Origin of the sequence: Iningainema tapete BLCC-T55 (assembly GCF_014698965.1) — a bacterium.
In the GTDB taxonomy this organism is placed as follows: Bacteria; Cyanobacteriota; Cyanobacteriia; order Cyanobacteriales; family Nostocaceae; genus Iningainema; species Iningainema tapete.
On sequence record NZ_JACXAE010000130.1, the window covers coordinates 33,097 to 47,947 of the forward strand.

General features: G+C 38.8%; 18 protein-coding genes. 10 read left to right on the top strand and 8 right to left on the bottom strand.

Annotated elements, in window-relative coordinates:
- Positions 1–11: 11 nt before the first annotated feature.
- From ICL16_RS42820 to ICL16_RS42835, 4 genes are read right to left on the bottom strand one after another with little or no spacing between them, the layout of a single operon-like run.
- Entirely contained in the window at positions 12–842 is an 831-nt protein-coding gene (locus ICL16_RS42820; RefSeq protein ID WP_190838495.1) for an energy-coupling factor ABC transporter ATP-binding protein, read from the bottom strand.
- Positions 817–1,623 carry a cobalt ECF transporter T component CbiQ gene (cbiQ, locus tag ICL16_RS42825; RefSeq protein WP_190838497.1) on the bottom strand — a complete coding sequence of 269 codons (807 nt, stop codon included), beginning with the start codon at positions 1,621–1,623 and terminating at the stop codon, positions 817–819. Before cbiQ ends, ICL16_RS42820 begins: the two co-directional genes overlap by 26 nt.
- Positions 1,607–1,924, bottom strand: coding sequence for an energy-coupling factor ABC transporter substrate-binding protein (locus ICL16_RS42830; protein ID WP_190838499.1), 318 nt, complete (start codon positions 1,922–1,924; stop codon positions 1,607–1,609). The genes cbiQ and ICL16_RS42830 overlap by 17 nt, the downstream gene beginning before the upstream one ends.
- On the bottom strand, positions 1,917–2,633 hold the full coding sequence (locus tag ICL16_RS42835; RefSeq protein WP_190838536.1) for an energy-coupling factor ABC transporter permease: 717 nt from the start codon (positions 2,631–2,633) through the stop codon (positions 1,917–1,919). Before ICL16_RS42835 ends, ICL16_RS42830 begins: the two co-directional genes overlap by 8 nt.
- Before the next feature lie 347 nt (positions 2,634–2,980).
- Here ICL16_RS42835 and ICL16_RS42840 point away from each other — a divergent pair, with 347 nt between their 5' ends.
- The 3 genes from ICL16_RS42840 to ICL16_RS42850 all read left to right on the top strand — a co-directional run bounded on the left by ICL16_RS42840 (position 2,981) and on the right by ICL16_RS42850 (position 5,151).
- Positions 2,981–3,979 (top strand): multicopper oxidase domain-containing protein, encoded by a 999-nt coding sequence (locus ICL16_RS42840; RefSeq protein ID WP_190838506.1) that lies wholly within the window; start codon positions 2,981–2,983, stop codon positions 3,977–3,979.
- 232 nt (positions 3,980–4,211) lie between these two features.
- Positions 4,212–4,697, top strand: coding sequence for a transposase family protein (locus ICL16_RS42845; RefSeq protein ID WP_190838509.1), 486 nt, complete (start codon positions 4,212–4,214; stop codon positions 4,695–4,697).
- 250 nt (positions 4,698–4,947) lie between these two features.
- Positions 4,948–5,151: a hypothetical protein gene (locus ICL16_RS42850; RefSeq protein ID WP_190838511.1), complete on the top strand. Its 204-nt coding sequence runs from the start codon at positions 4,948–4,950 to the stop codon at positions 5,149–5,151.
- 32 nt (positions 5,152–5,183) lie between these two features.
- Here ICL16_RS42850 and ICL16_RS42855 read toward each other — a convergent pair whose 3' ends face one another.
- From ICL16_RS42855 to ICL16_RS42865, 3 genes are all read right to left on the bottom strand, one after another.
- Positions 5,184–5,348, bottom strand: coding sequence for a hypothetical protein (locus tag ICL16_RS42855; RefSeq protein ID WP_190838513.1), 165 nt, complete (start codon positions 5,346–5,348; stop codon positions 5,184–5,186).
- A gap of 227 nt (positions 5,349–5,575) precedes the next feature.
- Positions 5,576–5,878 carry a hypothetical protein gene (locus ICL16_RS42860; RefSeq protein ID WP_190838515.1) on the bottom strand — a complete coding sequence of 101 codons (303 nt, stop codon included), beginning with the start codon at positions 5,876–5,878 and terminating at the stop codon, positions 5,576–5,578.
- Positions 5,879–6,337: 459 nt separating this feature from the next.
- Complete coding sequence (locus tag ICL16_RS42865) at positions 6,338–6,625, bottom strand: hypothetical protein (RefSeq protein WP_190838517.1); 288 nt, start codon at positions 6,623–6,625, stop codon at positions 6,338–6,340.
- Between the two features lie 373 nt (positions 6,626–6,998).
- On the opposite strand from ICL16_RS42865, the gene cdf31 reads away from it, so the two are divergent.
- Positions 6,999–7,880 (top strand): CDF family zinc efflux transporter Cdf31, encoded by an 882-nt coding sequence (gene cdf31 / locus ICL16_RS42870; protein WP_190838519.1) that lies wholly within the window; start codon positions 6,999–7,001, stop codon positions 7,878–7,880.
- 55 nt (positions 7,881–7,935) lie between these two features.
- Here cdf31 and ICL16_RS42875 read toward each other — a convergent pair whose 3' ends face one another.
- Positions 7,936–8,169: a hypothetical protein gene (locus tag ICL16_RS42875; protein ID WP_190838521.1), complete on the bottom strand. Its 234-nt coding sequence runs from the start codon at positions 8,167–8,169 to the stop codon at positions 7,936–7,938.
- Between the two features lie 618 nt (positions 8,170–8,787).
- Here ICL16_RS42875 and ICL16_RS42880 point away from each other — a divergent pair.
- The 6 genes from ICL16_RS42880 to ICL16_RS42905 all read left to right on the top strand — a co-directional run bounded on the left by ICL16_RS42880 (position 8,788) and on the right by ICL16_RS42905 (position 14,781).
- Positions 8,788–9,363, top strand: a complete 576-nt coding sequence (locus ICL16_RS42880; protein WP_202895987.1) for a ferric reductase-like transmembrane domain-containing protein — start codon at positions 8,788–8,790, stop codon at positions 9,361–9,363.
- Positions 9,364–9,397: 34 nt separating this feature from the next.
- On the top strand, positions 9,398–10,810 hold the full coding sequence (locus ICL16_RS42885) for a WD40 repeat domain-containing protein (RefSeq protein ID WP_190838523.1): 1,413 nt from the start codon (positions 9,398–9,400) through the stop codon (positions 10,808–10,810).
- 439 nt (positions 10,811–11,249) lie between these two features.
- Positions 11,250–12,284: a ComEA family DNA-binding protein gene (locus ICL16_RS42890; protein WP_190838525.1), complete on the top strand. Its 1,035-nt coding sequence runs from the start codon at positions 11,250–11,252 to the stop codon at positions 12,282–12,284.
- Positions 12,285–12,367: 83 nt separating this feature from the next.
- Positions 12,368–13,327: an FTR1 family iron permease gene (locus ICL16_RS42895; RefSeq protein ID WP_190838527.1), complete on the top strand. Its 960-nt coding sequence runs from the start codon at positions 12,368–12,370 to the stop codon at positions 13,325–13,327.
- A gap of 128 nt (positions 13,328–13,455) precedes the next feature.
- Positions 13,456–14,265, top strand: a complete 810-nt coding sequence (locus ICL16_RS42900) for an MOSC domain-containing protein (protein ID WP_190838530.1) — start codon at positions 13,456–13,458, stop codon at positions 14,263–14,265.
- A 213-nt stretch (positions 14,266–14,478) separates the two neighbouring features.
- On the top strand, positions 14,479–14,781 hold the full coding sequence (locus tag ICL16_RS42905; RefSeq protein WP_190838532.1) for a hypothetical protein: 303 nt from the start codon (positions 14,479–14,481) through the stop codon (positions 14,779–14,781).
- The last annotated feature ends 70 nt before the right edge of the window (positions 14,782–14,851 follow it).

Consider the following 14,851-nt stretch of genomic DNA (forward strand, 5'->3'; position numbering starts at 1 on the left):
CAAGAAAAAATTCAAAAATAACGAAATAGGTTTAATATTCTTTGTCGCAGTCTTTCTAAAACTGGTCCTTCTTCGACTATGGGATCGGCGTATAACATTTCATATATGAGTGGTACTCCTAACTGTAACTCTTCTAAGTGATCGCGTTGGGTAAACACATCCTGCGGCTTTCCTTCTAAGACGAGTTGTCCCCGCTCCATCACAAATATCCAGTCTGCCCAACGATACACTAAATCAAGATCGTGGGTTGCCATTAATATTGTCGTCCCGGCTTTATGAATCTTCTTCAGAGTAGCTATAAGGTTACGGGTATGTAAATTATCTAAGTATGCTGTTGGTTCATCTAGTAATAATAGTTCTGGTTGTAGTACCATTACATCTGCTATGGAAACTCGCTTTTTTTGCCCTAAACTAAGATGATGTACTGGTCTAGTTGCTAGTTCAGTTAACCCAAATTCTATTAAAGCTTGCTCGACTCGCTGTTTAATTTCTCTATCTGCCAAACCTAAGTTACATAAGCCGTAGGAAATATCTTCTTCAACTGTAGAGGCTACTAGTTGCTGCTCTGGATCTTGAAAAATTAGCCCAACTTTTTGACGTAACTTCATGAGAGAGTTCCGCTCATATTGTAGGGGGCTACCGTTAAAATAAACTTTACCTTTTTGGGGTTTATATAACCCGTTGGCTAATAAAAATAATGTTGTTTTACCGCAACCATTTTGACCGATTAATGCACATCTTTTATGAGCGGGAATTCTTAGGGTTAAACCATTGAGCGCAGATTGATTTGCTCCTGGATAAGTATAATGCACCTGCTCAAATTCTAGTAACCATTCCTGCATTCTGCCACCATTCCAATCCTATTAATATTGCAGTGCCGATAATTGCTTCTATGGTATAGCGCTTGGATTGATGATAGCGATGGGGATGCCAAAATCGCAATTCTCCATTGAAACCCCTTGCGGCTAAACTCAAGGAGACTTGACGATAATTTTCTAGAATGCGCTTGAGTAATTGTCCAATTAAAAGTGCTAAACTTCTCATGCTCACTTTAAAAGTGCGGTAGCCACCACGAGCTTGTTGTGCCGTTAATAACTCGGTGGCTGTGTTTAACAGTACGAAAATAAAGCGGTACATCAGCAATAAAAGCTCGATTAAAAGTATGGGAAAACCAATGCGACGTAAAGTTTGTAATAATTCTGTGAATGGTATCGTTAGCATGATAAAATATAAGCAGGAAAGTGAGGCGATCGCTCGCGTTAAAATTGTCAATCCCTGCTCAATTCCGCTGTGACTGATATACACGTAGTAATATCCTATATTAACTCCAATTACTGAATCAGAGCCTAAATCCAATTTGGAGTCTACGCCATTGATGACTAAAGCTGGTAAACTAATTACCCAGAATAAAGTTGCAACATAAACTAATTTTAGATACGTTTTAGCGGGAATTCTTGCATATATTACTGTCCAAATACTCATCCACATAGCAATTATGATTTGAACTAGAGGATGAGCAAAAGCAGTAATTATCAGCAAAACACCAGCAAACAGCAGTTTTTGTTCCGGCGGTAACCAGCGCAGGCGATTTGTATAAGCTAGTGTGTCAATCTGAATTTTCATTACGTTCGGAGCGCCCTTTGTATAAACCAATTACATAACCAATCACACCTGCCCCCGCTGCTGCTTGTACACTAAACAATAAACTTTCTACTTCCCCACCTGGTAACTCAATTACTGAGTTAAACCAGGGTTTGTATTCAGGTTGTATCTCTTTAATTGCCGATTCGGCTTTGCCATCTGCACCGCCAAATTCTGTACCTTTAATTAGTACTAGCGGTGCTACTACTAATCCGACTACTGCTAACAGTAATAGCCAATTATTGAATTTTGGATTTTGGATTTTGGATTTTGGATTAGTCATTTTTGATGAGTTGTAACATTTCTAGTTCTTGGCGACCATAGTTGTAAAGCCAATTCCATACCAATACTGTCAAAAATCCTTCACTAATGGCTAAAGGTACCTGAGTAATGGCAAATATTCCGGTGAATTTAATCAATGAAGCCATGAAGCCTCCTGTGGCAGCCGGAAATGCTAGAGCTAGTTGCACAGAAGTTACCAAATAAGTGGCTAAATCTGCTACAGCGGAGGCGAGAAAGATTGCTAACCTTTGTCTACCAGTTTGCATCACTAAACGATAGATGCCAAAGGCAACAAATGGTCCGGCGATCGCCATTGAAAATGCGTTAGCGCCAAGTGTAGTCAAACCGCCATGAGCTAGTAACAGTGCTTGAAATAACAGTACCAAACTACCCAATACTGACATCGCTAAGGGTCCAAATAGCACTGCTCCCAGTCCTGTACCTGTAGGATGGGAACTGCTACCTGTTACCGAAGGCATTTTTAATGCTGATAGCACAAAGGTAAAAGCTCCTGCTAATGCCAGAAGTAATTTTAATTCAGGAGTGGCTTGAGTGATCCGAGAAAGCGATCGCAATCCCAAGACAAAAAATGGTAATGCTACCACCCACCAAAAAATTGCCCAACCAGGCGGTAAATAGCCTTCCATGATGTGCATGGCGTAGGCTGGTTTGGGTAGGCAGACTATGAAGTAGAAGCTTACAGCCGCCATCAAGATCAGACTTACTGACTTTGATGTGCGGATTGTCTTGAGCAGATTTTTTACCACGATAGTACTGAATAGATGCAATCTTGTACGCATTAAGTTGAAATCGGCGAGTTTTTTTGACCAAAGAATGGTAGTTGTACCTTTTAGTTCCTGCTGGTTTAGCTCAAATTCACTATTTTGTTAACAAAATCTTTATTATATCCTAAATTTTCCATTTGTTGATAAAAAGATCTTGCGTTGGTCAGGAGGTGATATTTAATTGTTTTAATTGCGAAAATATATAGGTAGGATGGTTTATTTAATGTAAACAATTTGCAATAATATAAATGTTGCTCATTGTTTGCAATGTCATGCCCAACCACTTTGTTTTGGATAATACACTATTGCATCGGCGGCGTTTACTCAAGCTAGCATTAGCGAGTGCTGGGATGGCGGGAGTAGGGGCATTATGGCATGGGCTAAACGCCAAACAAAAGCAACAGGTGAAGATACCACCGATGTCCATGGTAGCTTCCCACCAAGCGGTAGCAAACCCTATGAATATGGCACGGAGTTTTGACTATGGCACTGTAAAGCGAGAAAATGGTCGCACAATCAAAGAATTTAGGTTAACTGCTGGTACTTCGGTAATTCAACTCAATAGTGCTGTAGCTTTCAATGTGTGGGATTTAAATGGTCATATTCCCGGACCTACTTTAAGGGTAAAACAAGGCGATCGCGTGCGGGTACTTTTCCATAACAAAGCGGGACATTCCCATTCTCTTCATTTTCACGGTGTTCATCCTGCTTCTATGGATGGTATTCGTCCAATTAGCAACGGTAAAGCCACAATTTATGAGTTTGATGCTGAACCTTACGGAGTACATCTTTACCACTGCCATGTTGAACCAGTAACCCGTCACGTTGCTAAAGGGCTGTACGGAATGTTTATTGTCGATCCACCCACTCCGCGTCCCCCTGCTGATGAAATAGTACTCATTATGGCAGGGTATGATGTGAATGATGATAGTCGTAACGAATTTTATGCCTTCAACGGGTTGCCCCACTACTACGATCATCACCCCATCAGCATTTACCAAAATCAGCTAATTCGCCTGTACGTTCTCAATCTGATTGAATACGATCCGGCAGTAACTTTTCACCTCCACGCCAACTTTTTCAAAATTTATCCCACTGGAATGACTTTGAAACCCACTGGTGAATCGGATGTAATCACGATGGGAACGGCGGAAAGGCACATTTTAGAATTTGCTTTTCGCTATACTGGTAAGTATATGTTTCACCCTCATCAGGATGCGATCGCAGAAAATGGTTGCATGGGTCAGTTTGAAGTAGTCGCCAACATCTGATATCCTTAACCAAGTAGTTACACGAAAACAGATTTTACTTGACATCTGCCGCCAGGGATGCTTATATCCGCACATAGTAAAAGCGACGCAGCGCGTCGTCTAGTTCAAATTTGGAGGGCAGATTTTTCTGCTGCTTCCTTCATTGAGATATTTTGTTGCAATTACTAAACATTTCCCAGCACCACTTGATCTAATCCTGGTACTGACTGTATTACTTGGTAGCGTTTTGACAATGAATTCACATCTTACAAATCTGCTTGATTTACCAGGCGTAACCGTAGAGTCCTGGAATTCAACTGAAAATTCCGTATGCTTTCAGTTGAGCATTTTAGCTAAAGGCATTAACTGTCCCCATTGCGGTAATTATACTGAAGAGTTGCATCAAACTAGACCAATAATTGTTAGAGACTTACCAAGCAGTGGTAAAGATGTTTACTTGAAGTTACCTCGGCGTCAATTTTATTGTCGAGTTTGTCAAAGCTATGTCACAGAGAGGTTACAGTTTATCGATTTACGGAGGAACTATACGCAAAGATACGAAGAAAGTATCTTTTACCAAGTTAATAATTCTAACATAGAGTACGTAAGTAAACATCAGCACCTTGATGTCGAAAAGGTAAAGAACATTTTCAACCATATTGCGCAAAAACGAAAGAAACAGGATTTCGCACAAAGGAATAAAGAGATACTGTGGCAAGGAAATCGGAGAAAAATATAAAGAAAAGTTATCACCACTGAACAAAAGAATAAATGTATTATTTTGTTTATAGTGGATTTTTTCTCCAAAACTATGTATGCTCAAATAGGTGTGTAAAACACCTGTAAAGCAGACATGCTTTCTGATAAAGTTTCTCTGAAGAAACGCCAGGGCATCCCGTTAACTCATATTGGGAGATAACTTTTTCGTTCATTCGTAGTTTTCCCCCACCATGAATAGTTGTTTTTTGAACACCAACAGAGGATTTGTAATGGTGCAATCAATTCTTGAGAAACTATTTTTGCCCAATGCTTGCTTGCATTCTGGTTTTTGGCATATATGTAGGATGACAATACACGCTTTTGACACTCTACTAGCAAGGGTTCTAGCAATCTACAATCAGCATATAGCTTGGACGTTACTGGGGAGTGTGAGAAAGATTTTGCCACAGATGTGTAGTCTCACATATGGTTAACATCTCCAAAAAACATGCTCACAGAGGTTCCCTCACCGTTCATACAAGGATTGCAGACAACGCACAATTAGATTTGCTCGATGTCTAGTGAAGTGCGATCGCATTTTTAAGTATCGCTCAATCACCTCAGATATCTGCATATTAATGCAGATATCTGTTGAGGCATTGCAAGTGTCGCTGAGCCTGATTGCGTCCATTGCATTGCTATGTAGATTGTTGTCTCAACATACTAATAGGGACACAATAATATTGTGTCCCTGCTGTTTACTTTATGCAAAATTTGACACTTAGAAGAGTAGAGAGGCGATTCACCTGTCTACTCTCATAAAAACATTACTGAAAGCTTTTTAATCCGGGAGTGATTGCACTTTCAGCAATGTTTTCTCGGAACTACCTAAATAATTTAGGTAGTAAATTAAACAATTTATAATCCGGTTAAGAAATTCGGAAAGTTAAGCCCAAAGCTAGGTCCAAAAATTTGGGAATCTCTTTGGGTGTCATTGAAAGCGATCGAGGCAGAAGTTGATTGAGAAGTTCCTTTATGAGTACCTTGATCTACGGCAGATGTAATTACTGATGTTTGAGCTATACCGCCAACATTATTTTCAAAGGATGCGGAAGCATTACCTGTAGCAACAACCCCCTCTCCGCCTGTGATGTTAGCTGTATCTTCTTCAGATAGGTCTTGAAAAAAGATTTCCAGGTTGTTTGTGTTAGAAGTTGTCATTGCACTAAACCTCAAATTTTCAGATTTTTTTAGGGGGGTTAACTAGTAATCTTTAGTATTTGTTTACCACCCAAAATAAAAGTAACATTACTACTATTTAAAAGTCAATACTTTTAAATAAAAAATGTGGCAATATTTCATCCGGAAACTTTTATTTTATTTTGATTAATCATAGTATTTTTAAATTAGTTTAAACATAAATATAAAATCTAATTTTTAATTAAATATTCACTTTAAAACTACGTAAAAAGTAAATTAATAATAACTGGCAAAGGTATAAAAAATTTAATTTAAATTGAAAAACTCCCTAACTTTTTTCAGAAGTTAGAGAGCCGAAAAACAGCTATTTTGACTTAGCAAATATAAAGCTAATATTTGATTTTTGAAATACATGTATGATGGGCATTGCCCACCAGACAATTTTCACCTAGCAAATACATCATCTAGGTATTTGGATTGTTATTCAAGACCTAAAATTCTTAGTGCTACACGTAAGCTACTATTATTGGTAATCGCTGTGCGCTCTACAAATAGGTTATTGTTAGGAGCTAAAAGGTTGGGAATTCTATCTATTACAAGTACATTTCTATTAGTGGAAGGCTCAGTCAGTTTTATTGTAGAAGGCTCAGTCAGTTTTACTTCAGCAGAACTAGTTACCTCTACTACACCTCCTGAAATCATAGCAGCATTTTCTTCGCTCAGTTCTCTAAAAAGAACTGAGCTTTTATTTTTTGCAGTAACCATCATTGTACTAATCCTCAAATTTTTCTTGTTTTAACCATCCAAAGGATGCTTTTAATACCCTAGTAATAAAATAGCAATTTAAAACATAATCTTCAATATATCTAAATGATAAATTTAAAATAAATTTGCTAATTTTCCTCCGGAAGATTTTGAGGAAATTAATATAAATAGAAATTATCACCTTAGTAAATTGAAATAAATGTATTCTTTTGATAAAAGTAGATTTTTAGAACAAAAATATGTATGCTCATATAGGTTATAAAATTCCTGTGAAGCGTTTACATTTTCAGTGAATATCTGAATAAACACCAGGGCATCCCATTACTTCACACCATCGAGAGAATTTTAACTGAGAAGTTGATATCGGAAATACTCCATGACTTACCATAACCAAGCCGCAGTAAGAAAGGTTTTAATCATTACCCTACTGCTTAACTTACTTGTGGTTGTATTGAAAGCTTTCGTAGGAAAGTATACAAATTCTCTCAGTTTGATCGCTGAGGTTTTGCATAGTGTGACAGATATTGCCAACAATATTATAGGATTGGTTGCAAATCACTACTCTTCCCCAGATGCTGATCGCAAGCATCCCTACGGGCGCGAAAAGTTTGAATCTGTGGGTGCTTTGGGAATTTCTGCCTTTATCGGTATCACCTGCTTTGATATTTTTAAAGGCGGAGTTGAACGAATTATCAGCAGCAATCAAACAGTCAAGATTTCACCAACAGAACTGTGGATACTATTGATTGTATTGGGCGTTAATATTTTCGTTGCATATTATGAAAGTGCTGTAGGAAAACGAGTAGGTAGTCAAATTTTGATTGCTGACGCCAAACATACGATGAGTGATGTTTGGGTAACAATCTCTGTTATTGGTGGTTTAGTTGGTGTCTGGCTAGGTTTTCAGTGGTTGGATCTAATATTGGCTTTTCCAATCGCCTTGTTAGTATTTTGGAGTGGATGGTCGGTTTTCAAAGACAATTTACCTTTACTTGTAGATCAGATGGCGGTTCCACCAGAAGTAATTAACAATATCGCCCTTTCAGTTCCCAGAGTTGTAAACTGCCATAATATAGCCTCTCGCGGGGTTTTAGGTCGCCAAGTCTTTATTGAAATGCATTTAGTCGTAGATGCATTGGATACAAAAACAGCCCATCGTGTCACGGAGGAAGTAGAAAAGCGACTGGAGCAATGGTTTAGTCCAGCACGGATTGTCATTCATGTTGAACCACCAGTGTATCCCGTCAAGTTTGGGTGAAGGGTTATGAGTAAACTAGAAACCCGACTTCTTTAAGAAGTCGGGTTTCTGAAGTTTAGGAATTACCCGCAGCTACAAAAGATCTAGACGATGATAATGACCGACTATTACCGTTTTCTTCAACCACTCTTGTAATTGCGTTTGTAAACACAAAAATTGCCCCAGAACCTTGACCTTCTGCAAAGGCATTAGCCAGAGCAAAACCTCCACCTCCAGAAATACAAGCTGTTTGTTCTATGCAAAGTTCTTGAAAAAGAACTGTATTTTGCTTTGTATTAGCGCTTATCATTGCACTACTCCTCAAATTTTCAAGCTTTTATTTGTGTTATGGCAGTCCTAGATGATTTGTAAATCTTAAGTTAAGACTGTTGACTATCAACTGTTAACAGTCCAAACGAATTGTTCACAAGTCTAATAAGATTGCAATATTCTGTCAATTATTTTGAGAGCTTAGATCTCTGCACAATAAAATAACAACTTATTAATAAAAAGTCAATGTTTTGTGCAATACTAATTACTTAAGGGTGTGAATGAAAATTTCCGATGTGTAGAGACGTAAAATTTCACTTATCAGTAGCAGGCATAAAAAAAAATTATCACCATTTAGTCAAAGAATAAATGTATTCTTTTTATGAATGTAGACTTTTATTCTAAAAGTATGTATGCTCATATAAGTGTGTAAAACAAATGTGAAGCACAAGAGATTTCAATAAAGTTTGTCTGAAGAACTATCAGGGCTAATTAATTCTATACATGCTCGCCATGTACTCAAGTACATAGCTAATAGCGCCAATTCCGTTAAAACGGAATAAAAATCAACAATTTAGTCGGTTTTAACTGACTTTAGCTATAAGCCTAGAACTTCAGTTCTAGGCTGAAGGCGGAAGTAAATTATTAAGTTCCCACAATGGAAATGGACACATCACCTTTAGATAATATTTTGGGATTACTGGCATTAGTTAGCTATGTTGCCACATTACTTCCCACAATTATGAGAATTGTTTTTCCACAGATAAAAAAGAATAGCATTCCTAAATGGTTACTGAAACATCGTCGTACCATAGGTATTATCACTTTCTTTTTTGCTTTGGGTCATGGACTTTTAGTAATAAAAAAAAGAACTTTTGATCTTTTTGACCCGAAAACATATTGGATTTATATTCAAGGAGCAGTAACTTTAATAGTTTTTGCACTTCTGGCTATAACTTCTAATGACTGGAGTATTAAAAAGCTGAAGAAAAACTGGAAAAGATTGCATCAACTTACTTACCCTTCTATGTTTCTTTTAACTTGGCATGTTTGGGGTAAGATGTCAGGTCACTGGACGTATATAACACCGATTGGAATTGTCGCAAGTACCGGAATTACCGTTTTGTTTCTGATCAGACTTTGGATTGAACGTCAAGGTAAACAACAAAAAGCTCAAGCAAAAGTGCCACCCAAAGCAGTGGTGTCAGCAAAAAGCACTATCAAACTTAATTAACTGTCTCTAAATGTAAATGGAGCGTCTGTCTATAATGTCAAAGCTAATTTACTGGAAAGTTTCAGCAGCCTTGGCAGTAATGGCAATGGCGGCTACTGTTGGGATCGGATGGTCTAAATCACTTTCTGAATTCAAACTTTCACTAGCATCTAATTCTTGGCTCACGACTCAAGCTGCTCACACTCTCCAAGGTCATTCCACTTGGGTGTATGCGATCGCCATCAGCCCGGATGGTAAAACTCTAGCGAGTGGTAGTCATGATGGCACGATCAATGTTTGGAATCTGCAACTTTGTCAATTACTTCATAGCCAAAAAGCACATAGCGACTCAATTGAATCTCTCGCTATTAGCCCAGATGGCACTATCCTTGCCAGTGGTAGCTGGGATAATCGGATTAAGTTGTGGGATTTAAAAACAGGCACCTTGCTCAAAACCCTTGAAGGTCATACAGATGATGTCAAGACAATTGCCATTAATCCGGCGGGGACTTTACTAGCTTCTGGTGGTTCTGACAAAACTATACGCTTATGGAATTTGCAAACTGGCAAACTACTCCAGACACTTCAAGATGGCGACTGGGTGAGATCTGTGGCTTTTAGCCCAATACCCGAAGCTCATATATTAGCTAGTGGTAGTGAGAATGGCACCATCAAGATTTGGAACTTTGTTGATGGTAATGTAGTGCGCCTGCTTGTGGGGCAAAAGGGTACTGTACATTCTGTGGCTTTTAGTCCGGATGGACAAACTCTAGCTAGTGGCAGTGCTGACCGAACTGTCAAACTATGGCAAGTTAGTGATGGTAAAGTGCTACGCACATTTACAGGACAAAAAGGAGCAGTTTGGTCGGTGGCAATTAGTCCAGATGGACAAACTTTAGCGAGTGGTAGCTATGATAAAACTATCAAGTTGTGGCATTTACCCACCGGCAAACTATTAGGCGACTTAGCAGAACATTCTAAACCTGTTTGGTCAGTTGCTTTTAGCCCGATCCCTCCAAACTCCCCTAATCAAGGGGGGCTGGGGGGGATACTCGTCAGTGGTAGCGGAGATGAAACTATCAAAGTTTGGTCTGTACCAGTTTCCAGTTACCATAGTCCCGCCACATTAGGATCAGCTAAATCCCTAGAGTTAAAAGAAACACTTTCGGAAATTACTGACAAAGAGGCGATCGCACAGTTAAAGCAGAAGCTTTACGACCAAATTCGCCCCAATTGGCAACCAACTTCCATGATGAAAACTGATTTAGTCTATCGTGTCCTCATTAACGAACAGGGCGTAATTGCAGATTACCAGCCACTTAATCAAGAAGCTTCTAATTTGGTGCTAGAAACTTACCTGCCCAAGTTGCGCAAAGCCGACGTCTCACACACACGTTTTGGTTTATTCAAAGTAGTGTTTAAACCCTCTGGGTTACTTGAGGTTAGCCCTTGGCAAACGGCGATGTGAGAGGTGAGCTAATTAGAAAATAGAATCTTTATATGTTTTTGATATTCCATAGCATGATGCATACCTCTTTGCCAAGCGTCCAAATTGCTTAGCTATTGTAGTCATCTGACAACAGTTTGTATAAGTTAATCCACCATACTTAGCTGCGTAAAGGCTTGTGGAATAACTGATGTAAACAATTTTTGTTCTTGCACTCTTACCTCTTTGCTGTACCTAATTTAGGTATGCAAAGGGGTTTTCTCTGTTTTTAATGGTTTTATAGCTAACAAAATTGAAAATCTCTACAGAGTAGTATTAAAATTTTCCCAACTAGTTGATAAATACTTTCATTACATGCAAAATAAACTTAGCAAAATTTAGGACACAGCGTCCAACTCACTTGTTGAGACTGGTTGCAACTGTTTTCATGAAGACCCTTTAAACCCTACTGAGCGGAAAAATGTTAAAATTTCATCACATTTGCTTAGCCTTTGCCACTGCGTTAATAGTCACCATCAGTTCTTGTAACGGTACGCCCACAACACAAACTACGACAGCACCCAATGCTAACACTGGTTCCCAAGCAACTGAAGCAGTCAGTCACACAGGACATGGCGGCAAGAAAAAAATTAACATCAATGATGCGATCTTGTCAGAATTGGATAAATTTGAAGCACAACTGGGTATTCCCGCATTATCAAACAAAATTCAAGCAAGTCGTCCCTATACATCTCCAGAGGAATTAGTTTCTAAAAAGGTAATTACTCAGGAGCAATTCGATCAAATCAAAGATCAGGTTACTGTTCAGGAAATAGTACTCACAGGTGAGGCAAAAGATGTGGACTACATAACCAAGCTAGGGTTAATGAAAGGACATCTTTTGGTAGCAAAAGAGTTATTAGATCAAAATCAACCACAAAAAGCTGAACCTCACATCGGACATCCAGTAGAAGAAATCTATACTGATGTGGAAGAACAACTTAATGAGCGTAAAGTCAAGGAATTCAAAACAAGTTTAATTAGTTTGCAAGATTTTGTCAAATCAAACCCTAAAAATGCCAAAGTAAAAACAGATTTTGCCTCATCAATGCAAGCAGTTGATACAGCAATCGCCGCTTTACCACAAGATCAACTCTCAAAACCAAAATTTGCACTACAGGTAGTGAATGGATTGCTAGATGCAGCCAACTCAGAGTATGGTGCAGCAGTTGCTAACGGTAAAATTTCTGCCGAAATTGAATATCAAGATTCTCGTGGCTTCGTCATCCATGCCAACGAAATCTACAAAGGCATATCCAGCCAAATGGCAAAACAGCATCCTGAAGCACACAAAGTGATCGTCGCTAGTATGGCTGAACTAACTAAAATTTGGCCTACAGTTACCCCACCCACAACCCTAGTCAAGACACCTGCTGATACAAGCAAACTGGTAAAAACCATTGAACAAAATTCCCAAAAAGTGATTGATACAGACAGTAAACAAGCACAGAAATAAACAATGGTTCATGGTTAATTGTTGATTGTTCTATAAACAATTAACAATTTCCCAATTAACAATTTCCCAATTAACAACAAACAATGAATTTTAGTACTGCCTTACCCACTTTTGTCATTACACTCCGAGAAGGAGTAGAAGCAGCCCTCGTAGTAGGAATTGTACTAGCTTTACTCAAAAAAGCGCAACAATCCCGCCTTAACCCCTGGGTGTACGCAGGCGTTGGCGTTGGTATTATTGTTAGTGCGCTGATTGGTGTAATGTTCACTTGGATGATACAAGTAGTCAGCGCAATTAATCCCCAATACTCATCGGTAGTTGAACCATTGATGGAAGGTGTGTTCAGCGTGTTAGCAATTTTTATGCTCAGCTGGATGCTAATTTGGATGACGAAACAAGCCAAATATATGAAAGCTCTGGTTGAAGGAGCAGTAACAGATGCATTAAAAAAAGACAAGGCAGCAGGTTGGGGAGTTTTTACTTTAGTTTTCATTGCCATTTTACGTGAAGGCTTTGAAACTGTCTTGTTCGTCGCTGCTAACTTTCAACAAGGATTAATCCCCGCCATTGGCGCACTTGGTGGTGTTGCCACGGCTGCCGCTCTAGGTGTACTTCTCTTTAAATGGGGTATAAAAATCAACATTCGCTCCTTCTTCCAAGTCATGGGAGTTTTATTAGTATTGATTGTGGCTGGATTAGTAGTTGCTTCTTTGCAAAAATTTGATGAAGCTGCTTCTACCCTTGCTCTAAGTAGTCGCGCTTCTCAAAGCCTTTGTTTCTATTACGAACGATTTACAAAAATTCACTCGTGCATACTGGGTCCAATGGTCTGGAACACTTCCTCAATCTTACCCGATGACCAGTTCCCCGGCATTATTTTCTCCGCTTTGTTTGGTTACAGACACCATCTCTACGTTGTGCAAGCAGTGGGATATGTTGTGTTTCTGGTGACTGTTGGAGGTTTCTATTTGCGTAGTATTACGAGTAATGCTCCAAGTAAAAAGGGTCAATCAGTGCGTCAAAAACCTATCCGTTCCCGATAAAATTTTAAGTATCACGCAAAGGCGCAAAAAGTTTCTTTGTGTATTTGCACGGCAGTTGCTTCAACGGAGGAAACCTCCGCAACGCACTGCCTCGTCTTTGCGTGAGAAATTAATTTATCTGCTATCATATGAACAACTTTCGCGTTGAACAATTATTTATCCACCCATTTAAAGGTTTATCACCACACTCGTGCGATCGCGTCAACCTACAAGTAGGACATGGTATACCAGGCGATCGAGCTTTCGCCTTGATGTATAAAGAAGAGTCAATATATACCGACTCGACAAAAGTACCGTGGCTAAAAAAGCACAACTTCGCCATGCAAAACGACTGGCATGGACTTGCAGCCTTAGACTGTTTTTACGATACAACCAATAGCACTTTAACTGTCAGACGTAAAGGTGTAGAGTTATTAGTAGCAGATACAGAAACTGATGCAGGCAGAGAACAAATTGCTACCTTTTTCACTGGATATTTAGCAGGAATTTACCCAAGTCAATCGGCGCGACATCCTGAACGCGCCCCTTTACAATTAGTAGGTGAATTCGGTAAAACGCGCTATCCTGACAGAGAAGCAGTGCATATTTCTCTTGTTAGTAAAGCAACTATTGACCATTTAAGTGAGTTAGCTGGAAAAACAGTTGATATTCGTCGTTTCCGCCCAAATATTGTTGTAGATGGTGTACCTGCTTGGGGAGAATTTGACTGGGTAGGACAAGAAATGCAACTTGGTACAGCTAAAATCGCCATTACAGCCAGAATCAATCGCTGCTTAAATATAGATGTTCATCCAGAGACAGGAGAACGAGATATTGCTCTACTGTCTTTACTCCAAAAGCACTTTAAACATACACAAACAGGTGTCTTGGCACAAGTTATCACTACTGGGACTGTGAAAATTAACGATAAAATTGCTCATGTATACGGTAAAGAGTAGTTTCTCAGCAATTAAAAGTCTAGGAAATGTCGCAGGGATTTAGCTATTGAGCGAGTGTTGAGAAGTATTTTCTATTAAAATGGACTAAAATTTTATTATTAATTACTAAAATGGTCAACTACCTAAAGGGTATATTGTTTTGTTAAATAAATATGTCATGATGGTAACAAAGTAGTGTTTGTGTACTACTTTGATAGTAACATTCGCTAATTTATGGCAGAAAATCAACTTGAGAGCCAAACTATAGACCCTACAGCATCTACTCATGAAGAATTATTAGCGGCAAAGGAAGAAATAGAATTTTTACGTAACTTGGTAGAAAGTCAAAACTCGCATATTTGTCACCTAGAGCAAAAATTGCTTGAGGTAAACCAAGAGTTAGAAATTACAAACAATGAATTAGGTATGTTGCTGATGTCAGGGGTATGCTTTGATGAAGCTCTCGTAATGACTAAAACAATTTTGAAAGGTGAAAAATCAGCTAGTAAAATAGTAGCAAATTTACTCACTTTGTAACTTTTCACTTCCCCCTAAAAACAAGAGTCAAGAAACAGCAGGAATAGAAGGTGGAGAAAAGCCCTTACGA